Genomic DNA, 25,186 nt, shown 5'->3' with positions numbered 1-25,186 from the left:
CATCCCAAAACTTGGACAGGGGCGAATGTATCAGCGTGGCCCCGAATCAAGCTATGGAGTGTGTACAGCGATGACATGGCTTCATCGCGGTGAAACTCCATCACCCCGTTTTCCTGAAGCCAAGAGCGCGCAATCGGTGCACGAGTTCGTGCCCACAAGACTTCTCGCATGCCTGAATACGCAAAACTCACATCGGCAAAGATAGATAAACCGTCTATCGTCGGCGGTTATCCGATGAACACTGCCACTTGGCTGGCAAAAACAGCGAGTGATTGATGATGGAACTGCGCCAACTGCGCTACTTTGTGCGTGTAGTAGAACTGGGCTCCATGAGCCGCGCCGCCATGGAACTGAATATGGTGCAGTCTGCGTTGAGCCAGCAAATCAGCCGACTGGAAGGTGAGCTCAGCACCCGGTTGCTGCAACGCAGCAGCAAAGGCACCACCCCTACCGAAGCCGGGTTGGCCTTTTTCCACGAGGCGCAACTCACGCTGCGGCACGCCGAGCAGGCCATCCATGCGGCACAACTGGCACGGCTGTCGGGGGCCGTAAGCATCGGGCTGTCACCCACGATTGCCTCGGTGTTGGGGCTGCCGCTGATGCAGGCCATGCGCCAGCGCTACCCTGAGGTGCGCTTGCACATGGTGTCGGCGCTGTCGGGCCACCTGACCAGCCTGCTGAATGCGCGCCAGCTGGATCTGGCCATTCTGTTCGATGCACAGAGCGCCCGCCGCTGGAGCGTACAGCCATTGCTGGAAGAAAAGCTCTACCTGATCCAGTCCAAGCGCCGCCCGGTGTGCCCGCACACGGCCACCACCACCATGGCGCAGATGGGCGGCGTGCCACTGATACTGCCCTCAGGCAGCCACGGGTTGCGCAACGCCATCGTCACCGCGTTTGCGCATGCGGGCCTGCCCTTGAACATGGCGCTGGAAATTGACGGCCTGCCACTGCTGATGGAAGCCGTGATGGCAGGCATGGGCGCCACGGTACAGCCCTGGTCGGCCGTCAAGCTGCACCACGCTACGCAGGGCGAATTTCTGTGGTCGGAAATCGTGGACGGCCAGGTGCGCCGCCCGGCCATGCTGTGCGGCCTGTCGGAGGATGAGCTGTCGCCTGCTGCACTGGCCGCCCGCGTGGTGCTGCGCGACTGCGCCGAACAATTGGTGACCAGCGGCACCTGGGCCGGCGCCACCCTGAGCCATCACAAAAACTGATACCCCCATTCCCTGCCCCCCCTGCCCAGTGCTGGGCGCGCTCCCTACAGTCGATCTTCCCTACGAGTGAGACTGCAAGGAGAGAGATTCATGGACACCGATGTTCTGGTCATCGGTGGTGGCAACGCCGCCCTGTGCGCCGCGCTGATGGCGCGTGAAGCAGGTGCCCGCGTGCTGCTGCTGGAGTCCGCACCGCGCGCATGGCGCGGCGGCAACTCCGCCCACACCCGCAACCTGCGCTGCATGCACGATGCACCGCAGGATGTGCTGGTGGAGGCCTACCCCGAAGAGGAATACTGGCAAGACCTGCTGAAGGTGACAGGGGGCATCACCAACGAGCACCTGGCGCGCATGGTGATCCGCGCCTCCTCCACCTGCCGCCACTGGATGCGCCAGCACGGCGTGCACTTTCAGCCCCCGCTGTCGGGCGCGCTGCATGTGGCCCGCACCAATGCCTTCTTCATGGGCGGCGGCAAGGCACTGGTCAACGCCTACTACCGCAGTGCCGAGGCGCTGGGTGTGGAGATTCGCTACGAGTCGCCCGTGGATCGCATCGACATCGACCACGGCATCTTCAAGGCAGCCTATGTGAACGGCCAGCGCATCACCGCCCGCAGCTGCGTGCTGGCCGCCGGCGGTTTTGAGTCCAACCGCGAATGGCTGCGCGAGGCCTGGGGCCAAAACGAGCGCGGCGAATGGCCGGCCGACAATTTCATCATCCGTGGCACGGCCTTTAACAAAGGCGTGCTGCTCAAGCATCTGCTGGACGACCACCAGGTCGACGGAATTGGCGACCCCACACAAGCCCACATGGTGGCCATTGATGCGCGTGCGCCGCTGTATGACGGCGGTATCTGCACGCGCATTGACTGCGTCTCGCTGGGTGTGGTGGTCAACCGCGAGGCCGTGCGCTTTTATGACGAAGGCGAAGACTTCTGGCCCAAGCGCTACGCCATCTGGGGCCGCTTGGTGGCCCAGCAGCCTGGCCAAATTGCCTATTCGATCATCGACAGCAAGGCGATCGGCCGCTTTATGCCGCCTGTGTTCCCGGGTGTGAAGGCCGACAGCCTGCCCGAGCTGGCACAAAAGCTGGGCTTGGATGTAGACACCTTCATGCAAACCATGACCGCCTACAACAGCGCGTGCAAGGTGGGCAATTTTGACCACACCGCGCTGGATGACTGCCACACCGAAGGCGTCACCCCCGCCAAAACCCACTGGGCACGCCCCATTGATACCGGCCCGCTCTACGCCTATGCCGTGCGCCCCGGCGTGACCTTTACCTATTTGGGTTTAAAGGTCGACGACACCGCCGCTGTGCGCTTTGCCGATCAGCCTAGCCGCAACCTGTTTGTGGCGGGCGAGATGATGGCTGGCAACGTACTGGGCAAGGGCTACACCGCAGGCGTAGGCATGTCGATTGGCACGGCCTTTGGCCGCATTGCCGGGCGCAATGCCGCACTGGCTGCAGCCGGAAAAGACGCCGAGCGCGGCGCTGTGAAAGACGAGGTGTAAGCCACCATGAGCATGCAATCTTTTGAAAAGCTGGGCCAAGAAGCCCGAGCGCTGGCATCTGGCACCAGCAGCAAAGTCATTCCCATCGTCCCCGTCAGCAATATGACGCAGGCCGAAGGTGAAGTGGCGCGCGTGATGCAAATTTGCAATGCCTGCCGCTACTGCGAAGGTTTTTGCGCCGTGTTCCCGGCCATGACGCGCCGCTTGGAATTTCTCAAGGCCGATGTGAACTATCTGGCCAACCTGTGCCACAACTGCGGCGCTTGCTTGCACGCTTGCCAATACGCGCCACCGCATGAGTTTGGTATCAATATCCCCAAGGCCATGGCCGAGGTGCGTGGCCAAACTTATGTGGACTACGCATGGCCGCCTGCTTTGGGCAAGCTGTACCAGCGCAATGGCCTGACGCTGTCGCTGGCGTTGGTTGCCGCACTGAGCTTGTTCTTGGTGCTGGGCGCAGTGCTGCAAGGCGGCGGCTTGGGCGCGCTGTGGGGCGCTGACTTGGGTGCCAACTTCTACAGCCTGTTCCCGCACAACATGCTGGTGAGCATGTTTGCCCCCGTGTTTTTGTTTGTGGTGTTTGCGCTGTTCATGGGCGTGCGCCGCTTCTGGAAAGACATCAAGCCCGCCACCAGCGGTGCCGATGTCAGCGGCGCTGCAGCCACTGAAGCCACGGGCGATGTGCTGCGCCTGAAGTATTTGGACGGCGGTCACGGTGATGGCTGCCACAACGAAGACGACGCCTACACCTTAAAGCGCCGTCGCGCCCACCACCTGACGTTCTACGGCTTCTTGCTGTGCTTTGCGGCAACTTCTGTGGCGACGCTGTACCACTACGTCTTTGGCTTGGAAGCACCTTATGACTTGCCTAGCCTGCCCAAGATTTTGGGGGGTGTAGGCGGTGTGATGCTGTCGCTGGGCACAGCCCGCCTGTGGATGCTCAACCGCAGCCGCCACCCCTTGCATGGCGACGCCAAGCAAAAACCCATGGACCTGGGCTTTATCGCCTTGCTGTTCTTGGTCGCTACCAGCGGTTTGGCGCTGTGGCTGGGCCGCGGCACACCCGCACTGGCTTTGCTGCTGTGCCTGCACTTGGGCGCAGTGATGGCCTTGTTTGTGACCTTGCCCTATGGCAAGTTTGCACACGGCATCTTCCGCACTGCAGCTTTGCTGCGCCACAACACTGAAAAGCGCCAGCCCAACCCTATCGGGCTGGGTGCTGACTGATTTCTTCCTGCGCATATCCATACCAACAAGGAGACCTTCGATGAAAAAGCGTACTTTGATACAGGCTGCAGTGATGGCCACAGCCGCCTTGGCTTTGGGCAGTCCTGCTGCGGCGCAGGATTTCCCGCCCAAGAAACCCGTCACCATGGTGGTGGGCTTTGCCGCAGGTGGCGCGGCCGACGCCGCCGCGCGCCTGATTGCCAAGAAGCTGGGCGAGAACATCGGCCAGTCCGTGGTGGTGGAGAACAAGGGTGGGGCGGGCGGCAACATCGCCCACGGCCAGGTGGCAAATGCTGCCAGCGACGGATCGGTCATCCTGTTCGGCTCGGTCGGCCCGCTGACCATTGCCCCGCACCTGATGAAGCTGACCTACGACCCGTTCAAGGATCTGGCACCGCTGTCTGGCGGCGTCAACTTCCCGAACGTGCTGGTGGTGCACAAGGGTGCGGGGGTGAAGAACCTGAAGGAGTTTGTGGCGCTGGCCAAGAAGTCGCCCGGCAAGGTGGACTATGCCTCCACAGGCGCAGGTTCGGCCTCGCACCTGGCGGGCGAGCTGTTCAACCAGCGCGCCGGCGTGGAAATGGTGCACGTGCCCTACAAGGGCGGCGCGCCGGCCCTGCAGGACTTGCTGGGAGAGCGCGTGACCAGCTACTTCGCTGCCCCGCCCACCGCCATGCCACATGTGCAGACTGGCAAGCTGATCCCCCTGGCCACCACTGGCCTGACACGCCCGGCCTACATGCCGGATATTCCCACCGTGGCCGAAGCGGGTTACCCCGGTTTTGAAGCCCTGAACTGGTACGCGTTTGTCGCGCCCAGCAAAACCCCCACGGCCATTCTGGACCGTTGGAACGTGGAAATCGTCAAGGCACTGAACGATGAGGGCGTGAAAAAGGCCCTGAACGACCATGGCCTGACCCCCCAGCCCACCACGCGGCAGGAATTGGCGGCATTCATGAAAAAAGAATATGAGCAGTGGGGCCGCGTCGTACAAGAGCGCAAGCTCTCTGCCAACTGAGGCCGCACAGCACCAACTTCCTTCTTGACAGCCACCTTCGGGTGGCTTTTTTTGCGCCCGCGCAGGCCCTGCAGCCGCACCGCCAGAAACCCGGCGCGGGCGCTTTTTTGCTAAGCCAGCGACAATATTGCCCCACCCTGCTACCCAGCCGGGCTTTTGTTGTGCGACCCCGCGTGCCGCTCCGCCGATCTGCTAAATCTTCATGACTGCTCCTGACACCCGCGTGCTGTCGCTCATCCCGCCGATGACGCAGCTCAACACGCCCTACCCTTCTGCGCCTTATCTGACAGGCTTTCTGCGCTCGCGCGGGGTGGATGCGGTGCAGGAAGACCTGGCTCTGGCCCTGGTGCTCAAGCTGCTGTCGCGCGACGGCCTGGCGCAGATCATCGACCTGGTGCAGGCGCAGTACGACGCCGACCCGGGCCGTTTGTTCAGCCCCGCCGTGCAAAGCTTCATGGGCCAGCGCGACCAGTACCTGGCCACGGTGAACCGTGTGATCGCCTTCCTGCAGGGCAAGGACAGCACGCTGAGCCACCGCATCGTCAGCCGCGCCTGGCTGCCCGAGGGCCCGCGCTTCGATGCGCTGGAGCACTACATGGACGATGGCTCGGGCGACCCCGTGGGCTGGGCCTTTGGCGCCCTGGGCCAGCAGGACCGCGCCAAGCACTACGCCACGCTGTACCTGAACGATCTGGCCGACGTGATCCGCGACGCGGCCGACCCGCGCTTTGAATTTGTGCGCTATGCCGAGTCGCTGTCGGGCAACCAGCCCACCTTCGACCCGCTGGCAGAGGCCCTGGCCGCCGCCCCCACCCTGGTCGATGAGACGCTGGCCGAGCTGACGCGCAAGGCCGTCTGGCGCCACCGCCCCACAGTAGTGCTGCTGTCCACGCCCTTCCCGGGTTCGGTCTATGCGGCCTTCCGCATTGCCCAGACCATCAAGGCCGAGTTTCCGCACATCACGCTGGTGCTGGGCGGCGGCTTTGTGAATACCGAATTGCGCACGCTGGCCGAGCCGCGCGTGTTCGACTACTTCGACTTCATCACGCTGGATGCAGGCGAGCGCCCCTTGCTGGCGCTGCTGGAGCACCTGCGTGGCGAGCGCGGCCGCTCACGCCTGGTGCGCACCTTTGTGCGCAACGACGAAGGTGCGGTGCAGTACATCAACATGATGGAAGCCGACATCGCCTTTGCCGAGGTGGGCACCCCCACCTGGGATGGCCTGCCCATCCACGACTACCTGTCGCTGCTGGACATGCTCAACCCCATGCACCGCATGTGGAGCGACGGCCGCTGGAACAAGCTGACGATTGCCCACGGCTGCTACTGGAAGAAGTGCAGCTTTTGCGACGTGAGCCTGGACTACATCGGCCGCTACGAAGGCGCCAGCGCCACCGAGCTGGCCAACCGCATCGACGCCATCGTGGCCGAGACCTGCCAGACCGGCTTTCACTTTGTGGACGAGGCCGCGCCGCCCAAGGCGCTCAAGGCCCTGTCCCAGGAACTGATCGCGCGCGGCACCGACATCAGCTGGTGGGGCAACATCCGCTTCGAAAAAACCTTCACCCCCGAGCTGGCCCAGCTGATGGCCGACAGCGGCTGCATTGCGGTGTCGGGCGGGCTGGAAGTGGCCTCGGACCGCCTGCTCAACCTGATGAAAAAAGGCGTCAGCGTAGAACAGGTGGCGCGCGTGACCAAGGCGCTGACCGATGCCGGCATTTTGGTGCACGCCTACCTGATGTACGGTTTTCCCACGCAGACGGTGCAAGACACGGTGGATGCGCTGGAGTACGTGCGCCAACTGTTTGAAAACGGCTGTATCCAAAGCGGCTTCTTTCACCGCTTTGCCTGCACCGTGCACTCGCCCGTGGGCCAGAACCCTGCGGAGTACGGCGTCATCCTGCCCGATCTGCCCAAGGCCACGTTTGCGCGCAACGACATTCCCTTCATCGACCCCACCGGCGTAGACCACGACGCCCTGGGCGTGGGGCTGAAGAAAGCCATCTACAACTTCATGCACGGCATTGGTGTGGAAGAAGACGTGCGCAACTGGTTTGACTTCAAAGTGCCCAAGCCCACCGTGCCGCGCAACAAGATCGCCAAGGCGCTGGCCGCCAAGGGCTGGTAAACAGTATTAAAAACAAGAGCTGCTTGCGCTTGAAAAACAAGCTTTTCAGATATTTATCTACCTGAAGTGCTTGTAAAACAAGCGCCAGCAGCTATTAAAAAAACAAAGCCCGCAGTCTGCGGGCTTTGTTTTTGGAGCCGGCCGCAGCGCAAGCACACAGCTGCGCGGTGGCCGACAAGGGCCGATGCTTAGCCCTTGCGGCGGCGTGCCAGCAGCCAGCCCACCAAGGCCAGCAGCACCACCACGCCCACAGCCATGCCCGCGCGGGCCAGGGTCAGCAAGGTGGTGTTGGCACCTGCGGTGGCAGGGTCACGCAGCTGGGCCACTTGCTGCTTGGTCACCTTGGCTTCGGGGTTGCCGTAGCTGGTCAGCAGGTAGTTGCTCAATTCGGTCACTTGCTGGTCGCTCAACTCATGGGCAAAGCCGGGCATGACGGAGTCCGTGCCCACCCGGTGAATGCCGTGTAGCACCACATTCACCAAGTTGTTGCTGTTGGCATGGCCCAGCGAGGTGTTGTGAAACAGCGCGGGCAGCCCGTCGCCATCACTGCCCTGGCCTTGCACCTGGTGGCAGCTGGCGCAGTAGCCGTCGTAGATTTGCGCGCCGGTCATGGCGTCGTAATCCTGGGGCAAGTCCACGCCGCGGATGCTGTGCAGCGCATCCACAGGCTGACCGAACTGGTCCGCGCCTTGCTTGACACGGCCATCACCCACTGCGGGCACCGACTTGATGTAGACCGCAATCGCCTTCAAGTCTTCGGGTGTCAGGTGCTTGAGGCTGTGGTCAACCGCTTCGGCCATGGGACCGGCCGCTGGGCCTTTGCCCGACACGGGCTGGCCGCTCATGTACTGCACCAGCTCTTGCACCGTCCAGTTGCCAATCCCGCTTTGCGCATCCGAGGTGATGTTGGGCGCATACCAGCCGCCCACTTCACCACCGCTCAGACTGCGCTTGCTGTCTTCAGCCATCAGCGTTGTGCGTGGCGTGTGGCAGGTGGTGCAGTGCGCCAGCCCTTGGGACAGGTAGGCGCCACGGTTCCACTCCGGCGTTTGCGAGGCATCGGCCTGGTACGGCGTGGCGTCGTGGAACAGCGCGTTCCACACACCCAGCGAGGCGCGAATGTTGAAGGGAAATGGCAGCGCCGTGGTGTGCGCCGGCGCTGCATCCACGGCCTCGACGCCATGCATGAAGTAGGCGTACATGGCGGCGATGTCTTCGTCCGAAGTTTTGGCGTACTCGGTGTAGGGCATGGCGGGGTACAGGTTGGCCCCGTCTGCACGTTTGCCGTGGCGCAATGCGTCGCTGAATTGCTCCAGCGTGTAGTTGCCAATCCCGTGCACCTTGGAAGGCGTGATGTTGGTCGAGTAAATCGGCCCCAAGGGGCTGGCCAGCGCCAAACCGCCCGCCATGGGCTTGCCCCCCGGCGCCGTGTGGCAGGCCACGCAGTCACCCGCAGTGGCCAGGTAACGGCCGCGCTCAATGTGCTCGCTATCGGCAGCGAAAACCGAGGTGGATGCCAGCATCGCGGCAGCCAACCCAACAGATTGCATGAATGTTGTGCTCATGGTGTCAGTCCTCCCGCTTTAAACCGCTGGCGTCCACAGGGGCTGCAAAGGCTTAAAGCCAGCCAAGGTGTTGCTGCGCGGCAGCATGGCGGGGCCGCCGTTTGCGGCAATCAGGTGCGCACCGGTGCGCAGCGCCACGGCAATGCCGTTGAGGGTGGAGTTGCAGGTGGATGAGGTGGGCAGCACGCCGGTCGAGGCGAAATACAGGTTCTCGTGGTCCCACGCACGGCCAAACTCGTCACACACCGAAATTTTGCGGTCGGTGCCCATGCTGAGCGTGCCGCAGATGTGTTGGTTGTTGGCAAAGTTGTCGTCCTTGGTGTAGCGCAGGTTGCTGCCCCCCATCAGCTCGGCAATCTTGGCAAAGTCTTTTTGGGCGCGCTTGTGGCCCCGGAAGGTGTAGTCATCAATGCTGTAGTGCGCGCGCGGCTTGGGCAGGCCCACGCTGTCTTTTTCGTCCGCCAGGTCAATGCGGCGCTCTGGGTCGGGCAGCACTTCCAGCACGCTTTTCACGTTCATTTCGCGGGCTGCGGAGTGACGCAGCTTTTCAGCGAATTCCTTGCCGTAAATACCGGCCTTGAGCAAACCGGTGGTGGCACCATCGACGCGCGAGATGTTGGTGAAGTCCAAGCGATAAGGCGAATACTCGCTGCGGAAAGCACCATCGCGCATGGCATTGATCGACACCGGGCTTTGCGGGCCACGGCCCAGCCACACGTCCTCATCGGCATCAAAAGTCAGCGAGGTGCTGGGGTGGTCCATCAGGTGGCGGCCCACCATGTCGTTGTCGTTGGCAACGCCGTTTTTGAACTTGTCGCTCTTGGACAGCAGCAGCAGGCGCGGCGACTCAATGCCATTGGAGGCCACGATAAACGTCTTGCCCGTGACGCGGTGCACGTTCTTGTCGGGGTCGTAGTAGTTGGCAGCGACGATGCGGCCCTGTGCATCGTGTTCCAGCTGGAACACATTGGCACGGGTTTGCAGCTTCACGCCAGCGGCCAGCGCCTGCTGCACGGCAATGCCGCCGTGGTATTGCGCATCAATCGGGCAAATGGGCTGGCAGCTGTTGTTGCCGCAGCATGGCGGGCGGCCATCAAAATTGCGGCTGTTGCGGGCCACGGTGTTGCCCACCACCTCGAACGTGCCGGCCAAGCGCTCTTGCGCACGCTTCATGGCGTACGGCATGGCCACTTCCCCCATGGGGAAGGGTTTGCTGCGCGGCGAGCCCGTGTGGGTCGAGCCGCCCACGCCCATGATTTCTTCGGCTTCTTGGTAGTAGGGCTCCAGGTCGTCGTAGTCAAACGGCCAGTCCACGCCTACGCCGTACAGGCTTTTGATCTTGAAGTCACCCGGCACATTGCGCCAGGCGTGCGCCGCCCAGTGCCAGCTGGTGCCGCCCGCCATGCGGATGTATTCGGCCTTGTAGGGGTAAGGGCCAGCCTGCACTAGGTAGTTGTTGTCTTGCGGCTGGTAGATGGGGTGGGGTGCGGTGTCCAGCGATGGGTAGGGCGACATCCAGTCGCTGCGGCGGGGCGAGTTGCGAAAACGCCCCACGATTTCGCCACGCGTGACATGGGCGCCCGCTTCGAGCATCAGTACCGAAGCGCCGGTTTTGGCCAACTTGGCCGCCAGCATGGCGCCGATGATGCCGGCGCCGACGATGACGTAGTCGGCAGAGAGTTTGTGAGAATCAGCCATGGGGATGGTGCTTCCTAAGCAGTTTTTTTATGTGATGGGGTTCAAGACGCTTGTGTGCTTGTGTGCTGGTTGGCAGCCGTGCGCAAGGCCGCGCTCAGGCCGGCACGGGAATACGCTGCAGGTTGAACGTGGTGGGGTTGGCCGTCCAGCTGCCGTAGACGCCGTACGCATAGGTCGGCGGCTTGAGCTTGTCGCTCACCGTTTGCGCATTCAGGGCAAATTCATAGGCCACCACACGGGTGCGGGTGCCACTGCCTGCAATGCCCAAATACCAAACTTGCATCACCTGGGCGGGCACGGCTGCCAGCTCGGGCTTTTCAGCCTTCAAGCGGGCGTGCAACTGCTCCAGGGCGACGTTCTGGCTTTGAATCCAGCTCCACAGGGCGTCTGCCTGTGCGTTGAATTGACCATCCAAGGCCTGCAGCGCGGCTTGCATGCGTGCGCCCAGCTTGGCACTGAGGTCATTGCGGGCAGTCAGGTAGTGCGACAGCGCCATAAAGCTGCTGCTTGCGGCCGTGGCCGGTGCCGTGGCTGCCCAGGTCAGCGGGCTCAGCTGCACCACGCTTGCCGCCAGCGCACCACCCAGAAGGTGGCGGCGCTGCAGCCCGAACGATGGAAATTGAGGGGTAGATGTCATGGTGGGACGTGGTTAGAGATAGACATGCACAACACCAACCATTGGCGCGCTCCGCCGCTGTCCAACGCCTAGGAAAGCACGGTGAGCTGCACTTCCATTCAGCGCCATCCCAGTGCGCGATCTGGACTACAAGCACCATAAAAAAGAGCGGTGTGCCGGGGCTATCAGCCCGTCGACACACCGCCTGAGGGTGCTCGGTGAGACGCAAATGGCAGCACCGGCCGTTGCGACAGCCAGCTGCAATGTTTGCACTTGCTCTCACTGTAAGTCTTATAGAAGATAAGAAAAATAGGCCCAGCAGGAATGCTCTTTTACCTGCGCCGTAATAATTGCGCCCTTTGTGACGCCCACTGCTGAGGTATTTGTGCTCGACCGTTTACACGCCATGAAGGTGTTTTTAGCCGTAGTGGATGAAGGTGGCTTTACGGCCGCGGCACGGCATTTGTCGATGACCGTGCCGCATGTCACCCGCCATATCGCGGCGCTGGAAACGCAACTGGGCACGCGGCTGCTGCAGCGCACCACGCGCAGCGTCAGCCTGACCGATTCGGGCGAGCGCTACGCCGCACGCGTGCGTGAAATTCTGGAGTCGGTCGAAGCCGCCGTCGCAGAGGCGCAAAGCACCACCAGCGCCTTGCAAGGCGTGCTGCGCATTGTGGCGGCCCCCGCGCTGACCGATGCGCTGATTGCCCCACTGGCTGCAGCGTTCAATCAGCAGTACCCCGGCATTGCCCTGGATGTGTACGTTGACCCGCAGCCCGTGCCCGACCTCAACCGCTACGACCTGGGTTTTTTGCAGGTGCCCGAAGGCTTTGACGCCGCCATCGTCGCGCGCACCCTCTCCACCTCTGAAGCCATTTTGTGCGCCTCCCCCAGCTATATCGCACGGCACGGAGCGCCCTCCACACCGCAAGCGCTGGCCGAGCACCTGTGTGTGCTGCGCCGCACACCCCATCTGCATCGCAACAGTTTTGCCCTGTGGCGCAGCCAGCAATCCACGCTGGAGGCGCCGGTGCACGAGATTGAGATCAGGCCCTCCATCACCCTCAACCCCACGGCCAGCATCTTGCAAACCGTGCTCGATGGTGCGGGCATTGCCACCTTCACCTACGACGCAGCGCGCCCCTTTTTAGAGCAAGGCATGCTGGAACAGGTGCTGCCCGGCTGGATCACCGCCCGCATGCGCGTGCTGGCGGGGCTGCCCAGCCGCAAGCACTTGCCACAGCGCACCCAGGCATTTCTGGACTTTGTGTTTGCCGCGCACAAGGCCGGAAAAATTGACCGCTGCTAACCAGCGCAGATGCAGTCCACACAAAAAACATAGCTGCCAGCGCTGAATTGATAGGTCATTCACCTACCAATGCGTGTGAAAACCCTGTATTTCAGGCGCTAACAGCTATCAAAAAAGTGTTTCACCGCAAAAAAAGAGCCCGCTACCAAGCAGGCTCTTGGGCATGCCAAGCCGTATTTTTTAAGGTGCCGCAGGTGCGGGAGCAGGTGCCAGCGCTGCAGGTGCAGCGCCCCCATCCACCGCGACGGAGGCTGTATAGCCGTAGTGCATGCGCTCGGGCAGCACGCGGTTGACCCAGCCCCAACGCCACGCCAAAGCAGCCAGCACGACCAGCGCCAGCACGCCCACCACCCAGCGGGCTGTATGGCTTGCCGCAAATGGGTCATGCAGCATGTGCTTGGCATTGGCGGGCACCTTGGCCGTTTGCGACAGCGAGTTGCCCAGTTGCATATTGATCTTCATGCGGCCATTGATGGCCCAGCCGCTGGCATCCAAGATGGGGCCGAGGCTGCGCTCGCGCAGCTTCAGCCAGGCAATCAACATGCTAGGGCCAGAGATGGCCAAAATCAGGCCCATCAAACCCACGGGAATCCAAGGCCCCAGTTCCACAAACTTGCTAAAGATTCCCACCAGCACCGTGCTGATAGAGCCCAGCGCCACCCCGATGGCGGCCACGGTGCCGACATCCGTCTTCTTGGCCGGTGCAGCGGCTGCGGCAGCGGTGCCCGCCGGAGCCGTCACCAAGGCTGCGGCCTTGGCATTCAAACCCTCAGTCACGCTGGCGTCTTTGGCGGCGGCGCGCTTGGCCACCTGCTCTTCAATCATGCGCACAAACTTTTTGTACGGCGAGAAGAAGGCCTGACCAATGCTGGTGGGGTTTTCAATCAGCTTGGTGATGGTGGCATCCCAGTCCTTGCCCTCACGGTCGTAGAACACACCGTTGCGGCCCACAAACAAAAAGTCCACATCGCCCGCCGTGAAGGCGGCCACGATGTGGCGCTTGTCGCCACCACGCTTGCATTCGCAGTAAGCCAGATACACCTTGGCCATGCCAGCCAGCGTGGCGTGGGCTGCGGGGTTGGCCACATCCACCGTCAACTCACAGCTGCGGCCATCCAGGTACAACGTGCCGGCCTGAAAGGCAGCACCTTGGCGGCTGTAGAACTGTGAGAACGAGACAAAGTTGTTGAGCAGCGCCAGCAAATCGCGCTGCAAGCGAATGAGCTTTTCCAGCGCCACGGCGTGCTCGCTGTGCTGCTTTTCGTCTTCATCGTGCTGGATCATGTCTTGCAACTGCTGCTGCATGCCGCTGGCCAGCAAGGCTTGCGCTTCTTGCAGCCCCATCTCGCCCAGGGGCGACGCCGGGAAGGAGGCCAGCCATGCCTGGCAAGGCTGCAACTGCGCTTTCAGCTGCTCCCACTGCGCGGCGCTCAGGCTGTCCAGTTCGCCCAGCAAGGGGCGCACCGCGTGTTGTTGCAGCGCGGCCATGGCGGCTGCCCATGCTGGGTTCACGCCACTGCCCAAAGGCAGCACACCATCGGCCACCACGGTCGCCAAGGGCAAAGCCGCGATGGCTGCGTCTTCTTTGCTGAGCACTTGCGTGCCCAGCGCGGCGTAGCCTTCGACGCTGGGGCTGATGGGCGCCAGCGCCTTGGCATCGAAAGCGGCCAAGCGCGTGCGGGCAAAAAAGTCTTCCACCTTCACCTGCACCGCATTCAGCGCTTGCACCGCCGCCACGGCCTGCGCTTCCGTCGGTAAGCTGCAGGTGTTGCTGCTGGCCAAGGTGTGCCAGTCAGCCAGCGACTGGACGTCGGTGAAAAAGTTGTCCAGCTGCGCGCGGCCCAGGCCGGGCTGCCCATCACAGCCCTGGGCGCTGCCATAGGCCTCCATGATGCGCGACACCAAGGCAGACAGCGCAGGCTGATCGCTCAAAGTGGCAGGGTTCAAAATGCCATCGCCATTGAAGGGCATGGCATTGAGTGAGGCCAGACGCCCCTGCACGTCCGCCAGCGATACACAGGCCGCGCCCTCTTGGCCGCTCAGCGCCAAAATGCGCCGCGCTTCATCGGCCAAGGCCTGGCCTTGCTCGGTACTTTCGTTGATGCTGGCCAGCTGCAGCACATCCGAGCCCGAGGTCAGCACATCCGGGTCATTGACCATGGATACCGCCCACTCGCAAGCCTGCACCAGCTCTGGGGCACGAATGCGGCCATCGGCGTCTTGGTCAATCAAGTCCAGCGTGACACTGTCAAACTCAATACCCCGGGTGGGACAGGCCAGGGCCACCCACAGCTTTTGGTCCAGTTGGCCAATGTTGGCGATATCGGCACCGGTGCGAATCTGAACCTGATCCACCCCTCCCGCACGGAAAAACTGCCACTGATGTTGTTGCATGAATGTGTTGTGAGAGCCTGTTAGTGGGCATGCAAGAGCGAACCGCCCGCACCCCATGAAAGCCGCCTAGTGTAAAAGCGCCCCCAGGCACCAATCGGCGAAAACACCGCGCCCAAGCGTGTATGAGAAGTTACACACATTCTTTGACAATCTGCGGGGCATGCCAAAATGCGCCGCATGCCTGCGACGCCCTCACGCTCTAACGCTTTCACACCGCCGCCCAGCTCTGGGGAAACCGGCATCATGCCCGACCTGTACCGCCTCAGCGTTGGCCCGCTCAACGCCGCGTACTACCAGCAGCAGTTCAGTCGTTTTGAAACTTTGGGCAAAGCCGTTCCCTCCTGGAACCATGGCGCCGCTTTCTTTACCCTGGCATGGCTGGTGCTGCGCAAGCTGTGGCGCCCGGCAGGCATCTATGCCGGCGTAGTGCTCGCGCTGGTACTGCTGTGGGCTTTCGTTCTGCACGCGCGCGTGCCCGTGGCGATGGAAGCTGCTGGCTGTTTATTCACCCTGGGGCTGCTGTGCGTGGTGCCGGGTTTTTTGGCCAATGGCTGGTACTACCAGCAAGTGCGCAGCCAAACCCTGTCGACCTTGACTGCGGCCAGCTCCATTGCCCAAGCACGCGCCAAGCTGGGGCATGGCGCCCCCAACAAAGCGCGCCTGTACCGGGTCACCGCCGTGCAAGCGGTGGTCAGTGTGGCATTGGCTGCACTGGTCTACAGCCAGTGGGGCCACGCGAGCCGTGGTGCGCTCTCTACCCCTGCACCATCCGGCCCGCCTGATTTGGTGATCCCCCAGGTATCCAGTCTGTACAGCCCTGCACCCAGCGCACCCTGGATGGAGCCCGTGCTGCCGCAGGCTGTGGCAACACCGGTGTCGACCTCCCTGGCTGACAAGGCCGCCTTGCCAGAAACCTTGCCCGCCCTGCCGTCAGCTACTTTGCCCGAAGCACGCACCGCTGCGTCCCCAGAACCTGAGACACTGGCAGCACCGCTGGCCGCTGCCACCACTGCTGCCGCAGCGACTTCAGCCGCAGCCAGCGCGCCGCCCATTCCTGCAACGGTGCCTGCACCGTCTTCGGCGGCCCCCACACCTGCTGCAACCCGCAAAACTGCGCCCAAGCAGCCTGCGCCCCCTGCAGCCCCATTGCCCGCGCAAAAACCCACTACCAAAGCGGCCGCTTCCAGCAAAACCAAAGCAGCAGAGCCCGCGCCTGCACCACCTGGCCGTCTGATTCCTGGCAAGTACTACCTCAACGCAGGCGTGTATGCCCAAAGTGCGAATGTGGATCGCGCGGCCAAACAGCTGCAAGCGCTCAAGCTCAATCCCTTGCGCCAAACCATCAGCAGCAGCAAAGGTGATCTCACCCGCTTGCGCATCGGGCCTTTTGACACGCGCAAACAGGCAGAGCAAGCGGCGGCTAAAGCCAAAAAACTGCGCATGGATACCACCGTGTTCCAGCAACCCAAGCAGTAACCACGAAACAATCCGTCACACACCCAACATCACGGTGACTTGTGCGGCTGGTAAGGTGGCCGCTTGTTACATATAAGGAGTAATTACGCATGCGCCCTTCCCTGCAAATGCTGGCCCTGGTGGCGACCTCTGCCGTGATCGCCGGCTGCGCCATGCCACCACCTGCTGGTTCTGGCTCATCACAGGCAGGCGGTCCCCCCCAAGCCCCGCGCCCCCAGCAGCGCTGTGACACCAACGATGCGCAATGGGCCGTCGGCAAAACCAATACCGAGCACAATGTGAACGAAGCACGCAAGCGTGCGGCGGCCTACATGGTGCGCGTGCTGCGCCCCGGTCAAGTCACCACCCGCGAGTTCAATGCGGAGCGTTTGAACCTGGAAGTGGACGCCACCGGCCGCATCATTGCCGCACGTTGTGGTTAATTTTTGTAGCTGCCTGCGCTTGATAAATCTGCACTTCAGACTGTTCTCGTTGTGAAAGCAAGAAAGCACCCACGCAGGGTGCTTTCTTTTTTGCATCTACGCGGGGCCCCACAAGGCACAGCCGCTGCGTTTTACGCGTCTCCCAGAAAGAGTTCTTGCAGATCGCTGAGGAAGTCAAACCCGCGTTCGGTCGGCACGATGCGACCGGCCTCCTCCACCACCAAGCCTTTGCGCTGCGCTGCGTCCAAAGCCGGGCGAATGGTGCTGATGGGCAGACCTGTGCGGTCCAAGTAGTCCTGCAGCGCAAACCCGCCACGCAGGCGCAGCGCATTAAGCATGTATTCAAACGGCAGGTCTTTGCGGCGCACATCGTCATCGCTGGCCAAGGCACGGCCCGCCAGGGCCGCTTCCATATAGCGCTGCGGGTCACGCAGCTTCGTCTGCCGCACAATGCGGTGCGCAAAACTGAGCTTGCCATGCGCGCCTGCGCCAATGCCCAGGTAGTCGCCAAACTGCCAGTAGTTGGTGTTGTGAAAGCACTGGTGGCCTGGGCGCGCATAGGCCGAGATTTCATAGCGCTGCATGCCGGCCGCGCCTGTCATCGCGGTGATGCGGTCCAGCATCTCATACGCCGTGTCATCCTCGGGCACCACGGGCGGAAACTTGGCGAAGTAGGTGTTGGGCTCAATCGTGAGGTGGTAGATGGAGATGTGCGGCGGCTGAAAAGCCAGTGCCGTCTCCAAATCCTTGACCACATCCGCCTCGGTCTGCCCAGGCAGGGCATACATGATGTCCAGGTTGAAGGTCTCGAACGATTCGGCCGCCTCCTGCACCGCCGCCCGCGCCTGCGCGCCGTTGTGCACGCGGCCCAAGGCACCCAAGAACCGGTCATCAAAACTTTGCACGCCAATCGACAAGCGCGTGATGCCTGCATGGCGAAAGGCCTTGAAGCGGTCTTTTTCAAACGTGCCGGGGTTGGCCTCCATGGTGATTTCGCAGTCCGGCTCCATGCGCAGGCGCGCACGCAGACCGGAAATCAGGCGGTCAATGCTCTGCGGGCTGAACAGGCTGGGCGTGCCGCCACCAATGAACACGCTGTGCACGGTACGCCCCCAGATCAGCGGCAGGCTGGCCTCCAGATCGGCCATCAGCGCATCGATATAGCGCTGCTCCGGCACGCCACCTTCATGGTTGCCGCGCTGTTCGTGCGAGTTGAAGTCGCAGTACGGGCACTTTTTCAGGCACCAAGGTAGGTGGATGTACAGCGACAGCGGTGGCAGCGCTGGCAGCCCCAAGGTGCCCGCGCGCATGTAATGCTGCACGTCTTTGGGGGCTTGACCCACTTGCGGCAGCGCGCCTGCAGGAACAATGGCAATACTCATGGGCGTCAGGCCAGCCAGCTGCTTTGGAGCAACTCCATCATGGCGCGCGTGCTGCGGCCGCGGTGGCTGTGGTCGTTCTTGAATTCGGGCGCCATCTCGGCAAAAGTTTTGCCCAGTTCCGGAATGATGAGCACGGGGTCAAAACCAAAGCCGTTGCTGCCGCGGCGCTCAGTGGCAATTTCCACATTCACACGGCCCACTGCAATCAATGGCTCAGGGTCTTGGGGGTTGCGCACGCCCACCAACGTGCTCACCATGGCCGCCTTGCGGTTGGCATGGGGCGCCAGGTTTTCCAGCAGGCAGGTGACGTTGTTGGCATCACTTTTCTCGTAACCGTAGCGGGTGCAGTAGTACGCGGTGTCCACGCCAGGCTGGCCACCAAATGCATCCACACACAGGCCAGCGTCATCGGCAATCGCAGGCAGGCCGGTTTTTTCCGCCGCAAAGCGGGCTTTGCTCAAGGCGTTTTCGACAAACGTGCCATATGGCTCGGGCGCTTCCCCCTCAAACAAATCCCCTTGGCAAATCAACTCCACACCCAGCGGCGCAAACATGGACTGCAATTCGGCCAGCTTGCCGCGGTTGTTGGAGGCGAGAACAATTTTCATAAGTCAAATCAAGCACTAACGCTTATACAGCATGCGCTAACAGCTATTTATTTTGATGAATACACCACAGGCCAATGGCTGTGCGTGCCAGCAATAAGCGCTAAGTGTGCGCCAAAGTGCAAGCCCATACGGGCTGCTGCAGTGCCTGAAAACTAGCTTTTGCTCGCGGCGGAGCGGCGGATGGCGGCATTGATCTCGGCAATATTGCGCTCTATTTCCTCTTCATCCAGCGCATCATCCAGCGACTCCAGATCATGCGAAGACTGGATGGTCGAGGCGAACAACTCACTCACAGATGCCGCGTGGGTGCTCACGTCGTACTGGCTGGGCACGTGCTCGGGCATCTCCCACTCCAGCGCCAGTGCCGTCACGTTATCGCTGCTAGCCCCTGCTATTTGCAACGCAGAATCCACCAGCGCAGGAATGGCTTCATTGACTGGCTGGGCGCACAGCCCATGCAACAAAGCGGGTTCTTTCAAGGCGCCCCACAGCCCATCGGAGCACAAAAGCAAGCGATCGCCGCTGTGCAAGATATGAGGCCCGCTCACATCCACAATCGGCTTGCTTGTCGCGCCCACGCAGGTAAAGAGCACATTGCGATTGAGCAGCTTGTGCGCCAGACGAATGGGGGTAGAGGCGTTGCGCTCCATCTCCAGATAAGAGTGATCGCGCGTACGTGCCAGCAACTGTCCTTGGCGCACCCAGTACAGGCGCGAATCCCCACAGTGCAACCAGGTGGCCGCCCCGTTTTGAATGACCAAGGCCACCACCGTGGTGCGCGGGGAGTCTGGCATGCGCTGCAATTTGGCATAACGCTGAATATGCTGGTGCGCGTGCAGCACCGCCCGATGCAGAAAATCTGTAGGGTCTGCCAAAGCAGGCTGTGCTTCGCGCTGAAACTGCGCAGCGATGCTTTGCAGCGCCAGTTGCGCAGCAACCTCTCCCTCCGCATGCCCGCCCATGCCATCGGCCAGCAGAAACAGTGCGGCCTCCCGGGTATAGCAATAGCCCATGCGGTCTTCATTGACAGCACGGCCCCCACGGCGACTCAGTTGAAAAATAGAAAATTTCATGGCGTTTTCACGCGCACCGAAGTCTCACCGGGTGTCTGCGTTTTTCGCCCTTCTCCAATCAATGCATCCAGCTGCAGGCGGACTTTTTCCGACATGCTCAGCGGCGTATAGCGTCGCTCGGGCTCATGGCTCAGCGCTTTGTGAAAGGCAAACACCGACTGCGGGCGCGCCATGGGGTCGAGCTCCATCGACCACTGCACCAACTCCAACAAATTGTCGGAGTACACGCCGCGCAAGCGGGCCAACGCCACCATCAAACGGTCTTTGTCGCGACGGCAGGGTACATCTGCCGGTGGTTGCCCCGTCATACAGGCAAACATGCAGGCCCCCACGGCATAAATGTCCGTCCACGGCCCCATGCTGCCGTTGCGCTTGTACATCTCGGGCGCTGCAAAACCGGGGGTGTACATCGGGCGAATGAAGTTGCCCTCTTTATTCAACACCTCACGGGCCGCGCCAAAATCAATCATGACGGCCCGGTCTTCGTCCGTGATAAAAATGTTGGCCGGCTTGATATCCAGGTGCAGCATCTTGTGCTGGTGCACGATGCGCAAGCCCCGCAACACTTCATCAAACAAAGCGCGAATGGTGGATTCGCGCAGCACCTTGGCGCGTTTTTGGCTGCGGGCTAAAACGATGTATTCCTGCAGCGAGGCGCCGCGCAGAAAATTCATCACCATGTAAACGGTCTCGTTTTCCCGAAAGAAATTGAGCACACTCACCACCGATGCATGGGAGATTTGCGTCAGTGCACGGCCTTCTTCAAAAAAACTTTTGAGGCCTAGGCGATACAGCGAGACCTTCTCTTGCGCCACCTTGGGCACCAGTTCACCCGGTGCCCTCGTGGCCAGTGCAGCGGGCAAGTATTCTTTGATGGCCACTTCCTGACCTTGTGCATCTTTGGCCAGATAAACCACACCAAAACCGCCCGATGCCAGCTTTCGCACAATGCGGTAGTCACCTATGAGGGTATCAGGAGGCAGGGGAGCTGGCTTGATCCTGGAAGACATTTTGTTCAGGTAAACCTCAAGGTCGAAGCGGAAACTGGATAATCACCAAATTGCAAGTAACCAAAGAAAAGTCCAATGCCAGTTTACAGCATGACCGGATACGCCAGCGTGCAGCACGCACCGGCGTCGACTGAGGACAACGCCTCTGCACAGAACGTGCGTTTAGGGCTTGAAATCCGCGCAGTTAACAGCCGTTTTTTGGACCTTACTTTCCGCCTGCCCGATGAATTGCGCAGCCAAGAGCCTGCGTTGCGCTCCCTGCTCACCCAGCGCCTCAAGCGCGGCAAGGTGGAAGTGCGCGCGGCAATTGATGTAGACGCCTGCGCATCTTTACCCCAGCCCACGCCTGCTTTGCTGCAACGCATGCAGTCGATCCAAGACTTGGTACAAGCTTGGCTGCCCACCGCCAAGGGCCTTTCCGTGTCGGATGCATTGCGCCTGGCCGGCAGCGGCAATGCGGTGCAGGTAGATTGGCAAGAAGTTGTGCCCGCCCTGGCAGAGTCTGCCGTCACTGCACTGATTGATGCCCGCGCCCGCGAAGGCAAGCGCTTGGCAGACATGCTGAAAGACCGCTTATCCCAACTGCGCGATCTGGCTGCGCAAGCGGGTCCTTTGGTGCCGCAACTGGTGGAGCAGCAACGCCAGCGCTTTTTGGAACGCTGGCAAGAAGCCATGGGCCTGACCGAAGGCCAGGTCACACCGGAAGCCGCCCGAGAACGTGCACTGTCCGAAGCCACCGCCTTTGCCATCCGCATTGACGTGGCGGAAGAAATCACCCGCTTGAGTTCACACCTCGACGAAGTCGAGCGCCTGCTGAAAAAGGGGGGCGAAATCGGCAAGCGCTTGGACTTCCTGATCCAGGAAATGCACCGCGAAGCCAATACGCTGGGCTCGAAATCTGCCGCCTTGGATCTGACACGCATCAGCGTGGACATGAAGGTGCTGATCGAGCAAATGCGCGAGCAAGTCCAAAACATCGAATAATCACCGTTAAAACCACAGGGCGCGCAAGCGCCCTTTTTGCAAGGTCGCCCCAAGCACCCGAGTTTTCTTATGGAACAACCTGGAAATCTTTTTGTTGTCGCGGCTCCCAGCGGAGCCGGTAAATCTAGCCTGGTCAAGGCACTACGCTCGTTCGACGCACGCGTGTACCCATCGGTGTCACACACCACGCGTGCGCCCCGGGGGCAGGAAAAACATGGCCGCGAATACTTCTTCGCTTCCGAGCAAGAGTTCGACGCCATGGTTGCCAACAATGCCTTCGTTGAATGGGCCAACGTGCATGGCAAACGCTATGGCACCTCCAAAAAAGGCATCCAAGACCGTCTGGCCAATGGCGAAGACGTGCTGCTGGAGATAGACTACCAAGGTGCCCTGCAGGTGCGCGAGTCCTTCCCCCAGGCAGTACTGATCTTCATCCTGCCGCCCAGCTGGGAAGAGTTGCGCTCGCGCCTGGAAAACCGTGGCGAAGATGCACCGGAGGTGATCGAGTTGCGCATGAAAAACGCCGAAGAAGAAATGGCGCAGGTCGGAGAATTCGACTTCGTTATAATCAACGAGTTATTTGAGAGCGCACTGTTTGACCTGAAGGCAATCATTCATGCCCAGCGTCTGAAAATCGCATCGCAGCGCCGCTTGCGCTCCGATGTATTTGAATCGCTCAACCTTTCCTGAATTCCCCCGGAGTACCCACATGGCACGCATTACTGTTGAAGATTGCCTGGAGCAAATCCCTAACCGCTTCCAGCTGGTGTTGGCGGCCACTTACCGCGCACGCATGCTGAGCCAAGGCCATACCCCCAAGGTGGAATGCCAAAACAAGCCTGCCGTCACTGCCCTGCGCGAAATCGCTGAAGGCAAAGTGGGCCTCGAAATGCTGAAAAAAGTGCCCGGTTAAACCTGAGCACATGCGAGAACTTGCTCTAACTGGGCAACAATAGAAGCACCGTATCGCGGTGCTTTTTTTTTACTATGTCCATAGCAGCTTTCCCGCGATACATTTAGGGTATGAACGCGGCCTTTAATTCAAAAACAGAAGACTCCCCCCGAACATCCCCAGACGTGAGCTTAGAAGCACGTCTGGAAGCTGCGGCTCGCGTTTCTGCCGCGCACTTTGAGCGCATGCTGGACTACTTGTCCTATCTGCCTGCCTCAGACATCGAACTGGTGCGCCAAGCTTGGCACTACGCCGACAAGGCGCACACCAACCAATGGCGCAGCAGCGGTGACCCCTATATCACCCATCCCATTGCTGTCACCACGATTTGCGCGCACTGGAAGCTGGATGCCCCTGCGCTGATGGCCGCCCTGCTGCATGACGCCATGGAAGACTGCGGCATCACCAAGCAAGATTTGGCCGACCGCTTCGGTCCTGTGGTGGCAGATTTGGTCGATGGTCTGACCAAACTGGACAAGCTGCACTTCAACACCCGCGAAGAAAGCCAAGCCGAATCATTTCGCAAAATGCTCCTGGCCATGGCCAAGGATGTGCGCGTCATCCTGATCAAACTGGCTGACCGTACCCACAACATGCGCACCATGGGCGACATGCCGCGCAGCAAATGGGGCCGGATTGCCAGCGAAACACTGGAAATTTATGCGCCGATTGCCCACCGCCTAGGTCTGAACCAGACTTACCGCGAACTGCAAGACCTGTCTTTCCACTACCAAAACCCTTGGCGTTACGCCACGCTTGAGAAAGCCATCACCAAATCCCGGGCGCGCCGCCACGACTTGGTACTGCGGGTGCAAAACGAAATTGCCGCCGAGTTTGACCGCGTCAACATGTCGGTACGCTTGGCAGGCCGTGAGAGCACGCTGTATTCGCTCTACCAGAAGATGCTGCGCCACCACCTGACCTTTGCGCAGGTGACCGACATTTACGGCTTTCGCATCATCGTACCCACGGTGACCGACTGCTACACGGCACTGGGCATCCTGCACCAGATGTACAAGCCTGTACCGGGCAAGTTCAAGGACCATATCGCGATTGCCAAGTCCAATGGCTATCAGTCGCTGCACACCATGCTGGTCGGTCCTTCGGGCGTGAATATTGAATTCCAGATCCGTACCGAGCCCATGCACATCGTGGCAGAAGCCGGCATTGCCGCGCATTGGCTGTACAAGTCACAGGGCAAGCAAGAATCACTCAATACCAAGTGGCTGCAGTCGCTGCTCGATATCCAAACCGAGACCAACGACGCAACCGAGTTCTGGGACAACGTCAAGGTGGATCTGTTTCCCGACTCCATCTACGTGTTCACACCCAAGAGCAAGATCATGGCCATGCCGCGGGGCGCCACGGTGGTGGACTTTGCCTATGCCATTCACAGCAACATCGGCCACCATACTGTCTCGGCGCTGATCAATGGCGAGCCCGCATCGCTGCGCACCGAACTCAAAAGTGGCGACGTGGTGCAAATCATCACGGACGACAATGCCACACCCAACCCCGTGTGGCTGGGCTTTGTCAAAACAGGACGCGCGCGCTCCAAGATTCGCAATTACCTGAAAACGGCAGCGCACAGCGAATCCATGGTACTGGGCGAAACCTTGCTCACCCAAGCGCTGCGCGAAGAAGGCATCGCTGCCATCCCTGCCAATGACGAGGCCAACCAGCCCTTGTGGAATGCGGTGCTGCTCAAGGCCAACAGCCCCAGCCGCGAAGACCTGCTCACCGACATCGGCATGGGCCGCCAGGCCGCCGGCTGGGTGGCCCGCCACTTCATGGCACTGCTGGCTAGCCAAGGCCAGCGCCCAGATGCCGTGCTGCTGAGCCAAGAACGGTTTGCCAGCAGCAGCCAGCGCAGCCGCAGCACGGTCGCACTGGATGGCAATAGCAACGCTTCCGTGCGCTATGCCGCTTGCTGCCGCCCTGTGCCGGGCGATGCCGTCGTGGCCTACCTGGGCCGTGGCGATGGCCTGCATGTTCACAATGCACAGTGCATCAACGCCAAACGCCTGCAGGCGACCGACAGCGAACGCTTGGTGCCCGTGGAATGGGCTGAAGACAGCAGCCAAAAACTCTATGACAGCGGCCTGAGCGTCACCATCCACAACCAAAAAGGTGTGCTGGCCCGCGTGGCCACGGAACTCAGCGATGCGAATGTAGATATTCGCCGCCTGGAGATGGACGACGAAGCCGCCATGCAAACCACCGAGCTGCGCTTTATCGTCTCGGTGCACAACCAGCAGCAAGTAGACGCCGCGCTACGCAGTTTGCGCCGCATACCCACGGTGGTGCGTGCCTCACGCATTCTGCCTTTGGAATAAAGGCCGTAAAGCATCCAACGCGGCTTAAAGGCCGCGTTTTTTTATGCCTGCGTAGCGTGGATCTGTGGATTGAGGAGTCTGGTAACGAGCGTGCTACTGCATGGGCAACACATCAGCGCACCATGTTTGTCAGTGGACGGGGCAAATCCATCTGCTTGTATTCATGTGCCGCTGCCAGTACTGCTGACATCCAGCGTGCTGGCGTACCCGCTGGATGATTACCGTTTGTAGGTGGCGGAGGCGGCACAAACTC

The 25,186-nt window shown here is 61.1% G+C and carries 20 protein-coding genes; 12 read left to right on the top strand and 8 right to left on the bottom strand.

Annotation, left to right across the window (positions count from 1 at the left end; all coding sequences use genetic code 11):
* Positions 1-278 precede the first annotated feature (278 nt).
* The 5 genes from QEP12_RS10350 (at position 279) to QEP12_RS10330 (ending at position 7,105) form a co-directional block, all read left to right on the top strand.
* Positions 279-1,217: a LysR family transcriptional regulator gene (locus tag QEP12_RS10350; protein ID WP_284214169.1), complete on the top strand. Its 939-nt coding sequence runs from the start codon at positions 279-281 to the stop codon at positions 1,215-1,217.
* A gap of 90 nt (positions 1,218-1,307) precedes the next feature.
* Complete coding sequence (gene tcuA / locus QEP12_RS10345; RefSeq protein ID WP_284214168.1) at positions 1,308-2,732, top strand: FAD-dependent tricarballylate dehydrogenase TcuA; 1,425 nt, start codon at positions 1,308-1,310, stop codon at positions 2,730-2,732.
* A gap of 6 nt (positions 2,733-2,738) precedes the next feature.
* Positions 2,739-3,959, top strand: a complete 1,221-nt coding sequence (gene tcuB / locus QEP12_RS10340) for a tricarballylate utilization 4Fe-4S protein TcuB (RefSeq protein ID WP_431308079.1) — start codon at positions 2,739-2,741, stop codon at positions 3,957-3,959.
* A gap of 40 nt (positions 3,960-3,999) precedes the next feature.
* Positions 4,000-4,977, top strand: a complete 978-nt coding sequence (locus QEP12_RS10335) for a Bug family tripartite tricarboxylate transporter substrate binding protein (protein ID WP_284214167.1) — start codon at positions 4,000-4,002, stop codon at positions 4,975-4,977.
* A gap of 202 nt (positions 4,978-5,179) precedes the next feature.
* Entirely contained in the window at positions 5,180-7,105 is a 1,926-nt protein-coding gene (locus QEP12_RS10330; protein WP_284214166.1) for a B12-binding domain-containing radical SAM protein, read from the top strand.
* Positions 7,106-7,293: 188 nt separating this feature from the next.
* Here QEP12_RS10330 and QEP12_RS10325 read toward each other — a convergent pair whose 3' ends face one another.
* The 3 genes from QEP12_RS10325 to QEP12_RS10315 all read right to left on the bottom strand — a co-directional run bounded on the left by QEP12_RS10325 (position 7,294) and on the right by QEP12_RS10315 (position 11,005).
* Positions 7,294-8,670, bottom strand: coding sequence for a cytochrome c (locus QEP12_RS10325; protein WP_284214165.1), 1,377 nt, complete (start codon positions 8,668-8,670; stop codon positions 7,294-7,296).
* Positions 8,671-8,688: 18 nt separating this feature from the next.
* Entirely contained in the window at positions 8,689-10,368 is a 1,680-nt protein-coding gene (locus QEP12_RS10320; protein ID WP_284214164.1) for a GMC family oxidoreductase, read from the bottom strand.
* 94 nt (positions 10,369-10,462) lie between these two features.
* The gene (locus QEP12_RS10315) at positions 10,463-11,005 is read right to left on the bottom strand and encodes a sugar dehydrogenase complex small subunit (protein ID WP_174862832.1); all 543 of its coding nucleotides are present in this window, start codon (positions 11,003-11,005) and stop codon (positions 10,463-10,465) included.
* A 385-nt stretch (positions 11,006-11,390) separates the two neighbouring features.
* Between QEP12_RS10315 and QEP12_RS10310 the strand changes: the two genes are divergently transcribed.
* Positions 11,391-12,296 carry a LysR family transcriptional regulator gene (locus tag QEP12_RS10310; RefSeq protein WP_284214163.1) on the top strand — a complete coding sequence of 302 codons (906 nt, stop codon included), beginning with the start codon at positions 11,391-11,393 and terminating at the stop codon, positions 12,294-12,296.
* Positions 12,297-12,476: 180 nt separating this feature from the next.
* Here QEP12_RS10310 and QEP12_RS10305 read toward each other — a convergent pair whose 3' ends face one another.
* Positions 12,477-14,690, bottom strand: coding sequence for a hypothetical protein (locus tag QEP12_RS10305; RefSeq protein ID WP_284214162.1), 2,214 nt, complete (start codon positions 14,688-14,690; stop codon positions 12,477-12,479).
* 177 nt (positions 14,691-14,867) lie between these two features.
* Between QEP12_RS10305 and QEP12_RS10300 the strand changes: the two genes are divergently transcribed.
* Together QEP12_RS10300 and QEP12_RS10295 are read left to right on the top strand one after the other, a co-directional pair.
* Positions 14,868-16,166, top strand: coding sequence for an SPOR domain-containing protein (locus tag QEP12_RS10300; protein WP_284214161.1), 1,299 nt, complete (start codon positions 14,868-14,870; stop codon positions 16,164-16,166).
* Between the two features lie 89 nt (positions 16,167-16,255).
* Positions 16,256-16,588, top strand: a complete 333-nt coding sequence (locus QEP12_RS10295; protein WP_174862836.1) for an I78 family peptidase inhibitor — start codon at positions 16,256-16,258, stop codon at positions 16,586-16,588.
* Positions 16,589-16,719: 131 nt separating this feature from the next.
* On the opposite strand, the gene hemW is transcribed toward QEP12_RS10295, so the two are convergent.
* The 4 genes from hemW to QEP12_RS10275 form a co-directional block, all read right to left on the bottom strand.
* Positions 16,720-17,970 carry a radical SAM family heme chaperone HemW gene (hemW, locus tag QEP12_RS10290; protein WP_284214160.1) on the bottom strand — a complete coding sequence of 417 codons (1,251 nt, stop codon included), beginning with the start codon at positions 17,968-17,970 and terminating at the stop codon, positions 16,720-16,722.
* Between the two features lie 5 nt (positions 17,971-17,975).
* The gene (gene rdgB / locus QEP12_RS10285) at positions 17,976-18,578 is read right to left on the bottom strand and encodes an RdgB/HAM1 family non-canonical purine NTP pyrophosphatase (protein ID WP_174862837.1); all 603 of its coding nucleotides are present in this window, start codon (positions 18,576-18,578) and stop codon (positions 17,976-17,978) included.
* 152 nt (positions 18,579-18,730) lie between these two features.
* Positions 18,731-19,651 (bottom strand): PP2C family protein-serine/threonine phosphatase, encoded by a 921-nt coding sequence (locus tag QEP12_RS10280; protein ID WP_284214159.1) that lies wholly within the window; start codon positions 19,649-19,651, stop codon positions 18,731-18,733.
* Positions 19,648-20,661: a serine/threonine protein kinase gene (locus QEP12_RS10275; protein WP_284214158.1), complete on the bottom strand. Its 1,014-nt coding sequence runs from the start codon at positions 20,659-20,661 to the stop codon at positions 19,648-19,650. Before QEP12_RS10275 ends, QEP12_RS10280 begins: the two co-directional genes overlap by 4 nt.
* Before the next feature lie 90 nt (positions 20,662-20,751).
* On the opposite strand from QEP12_RS10275, the gene QEP12_RS10270 reads away from it, so the two are divergent.
* From QEP12_RS10270 to QEP12_RS10255, 4 genes are all read left to right on the top strand, one after another.
* Positions 20,752-21,645 (top strand): YicC/YloC family endoribonuclease, encoded by an 894-nt coding sequence (locus QEP12_RS10270; protein ID WP_284214201.1) that lies wholly within the window; start codon positions 20,752-20,754, stop codon positions 21,643-21,645.
* Positions 21,646-21,714: 69 nt separating this feature from the next.
* Complete coding sequence (gmk, locus tag QEP12_RS10265) at positions 21,715-22,335, top strand: guanylate kinase (protein ID WP_219162601.1); 621 nt, start codon at positions 21,715-21,717, stop codon at positions 22,333-22,335.
* 19 nt (positions 22,336-22,354) lie between these two features.
* Positions 22,355-22,558, top strand: coding sequence for a DNA-directed RNA polymerase subunit omega (rpoZ, locus tag QEP12_RS10260; RefSeq protein ID WP_219162602.1), 204 nt, complete (start codon positions 22,355-22,357; stop codon positions 22,556-22,558).
* A 110-nt stretch (positions 22,559-22,668) separates the two neighbouring features.
* Complete coding sequence (locus QEP12_RS10255; RefSeq protein ID WP_423109617.1) at positions 22,669-24,933, top strand: RelA/SpoT family protein; 2,265 nt, start codon at positions 22,669-22,671, stop codon at positions 24,931-24,933.
* Positions 24,934-25,186 lie beyond the last annotated feature (253 nt).

The sequence above is a fragment of the Comamonas jiangduensis genome (assembly GCF_030162955.1).
GTDB lineage: Bacteria > Pseudomonadota > Gammaproteobacteria > Burkholderiales > Burkholderiaceae_C > Comamonas > Comamonas jiangduensis.
This window is presented reverse-complemented; position numbering and strand designations above follow the sequence as displayed.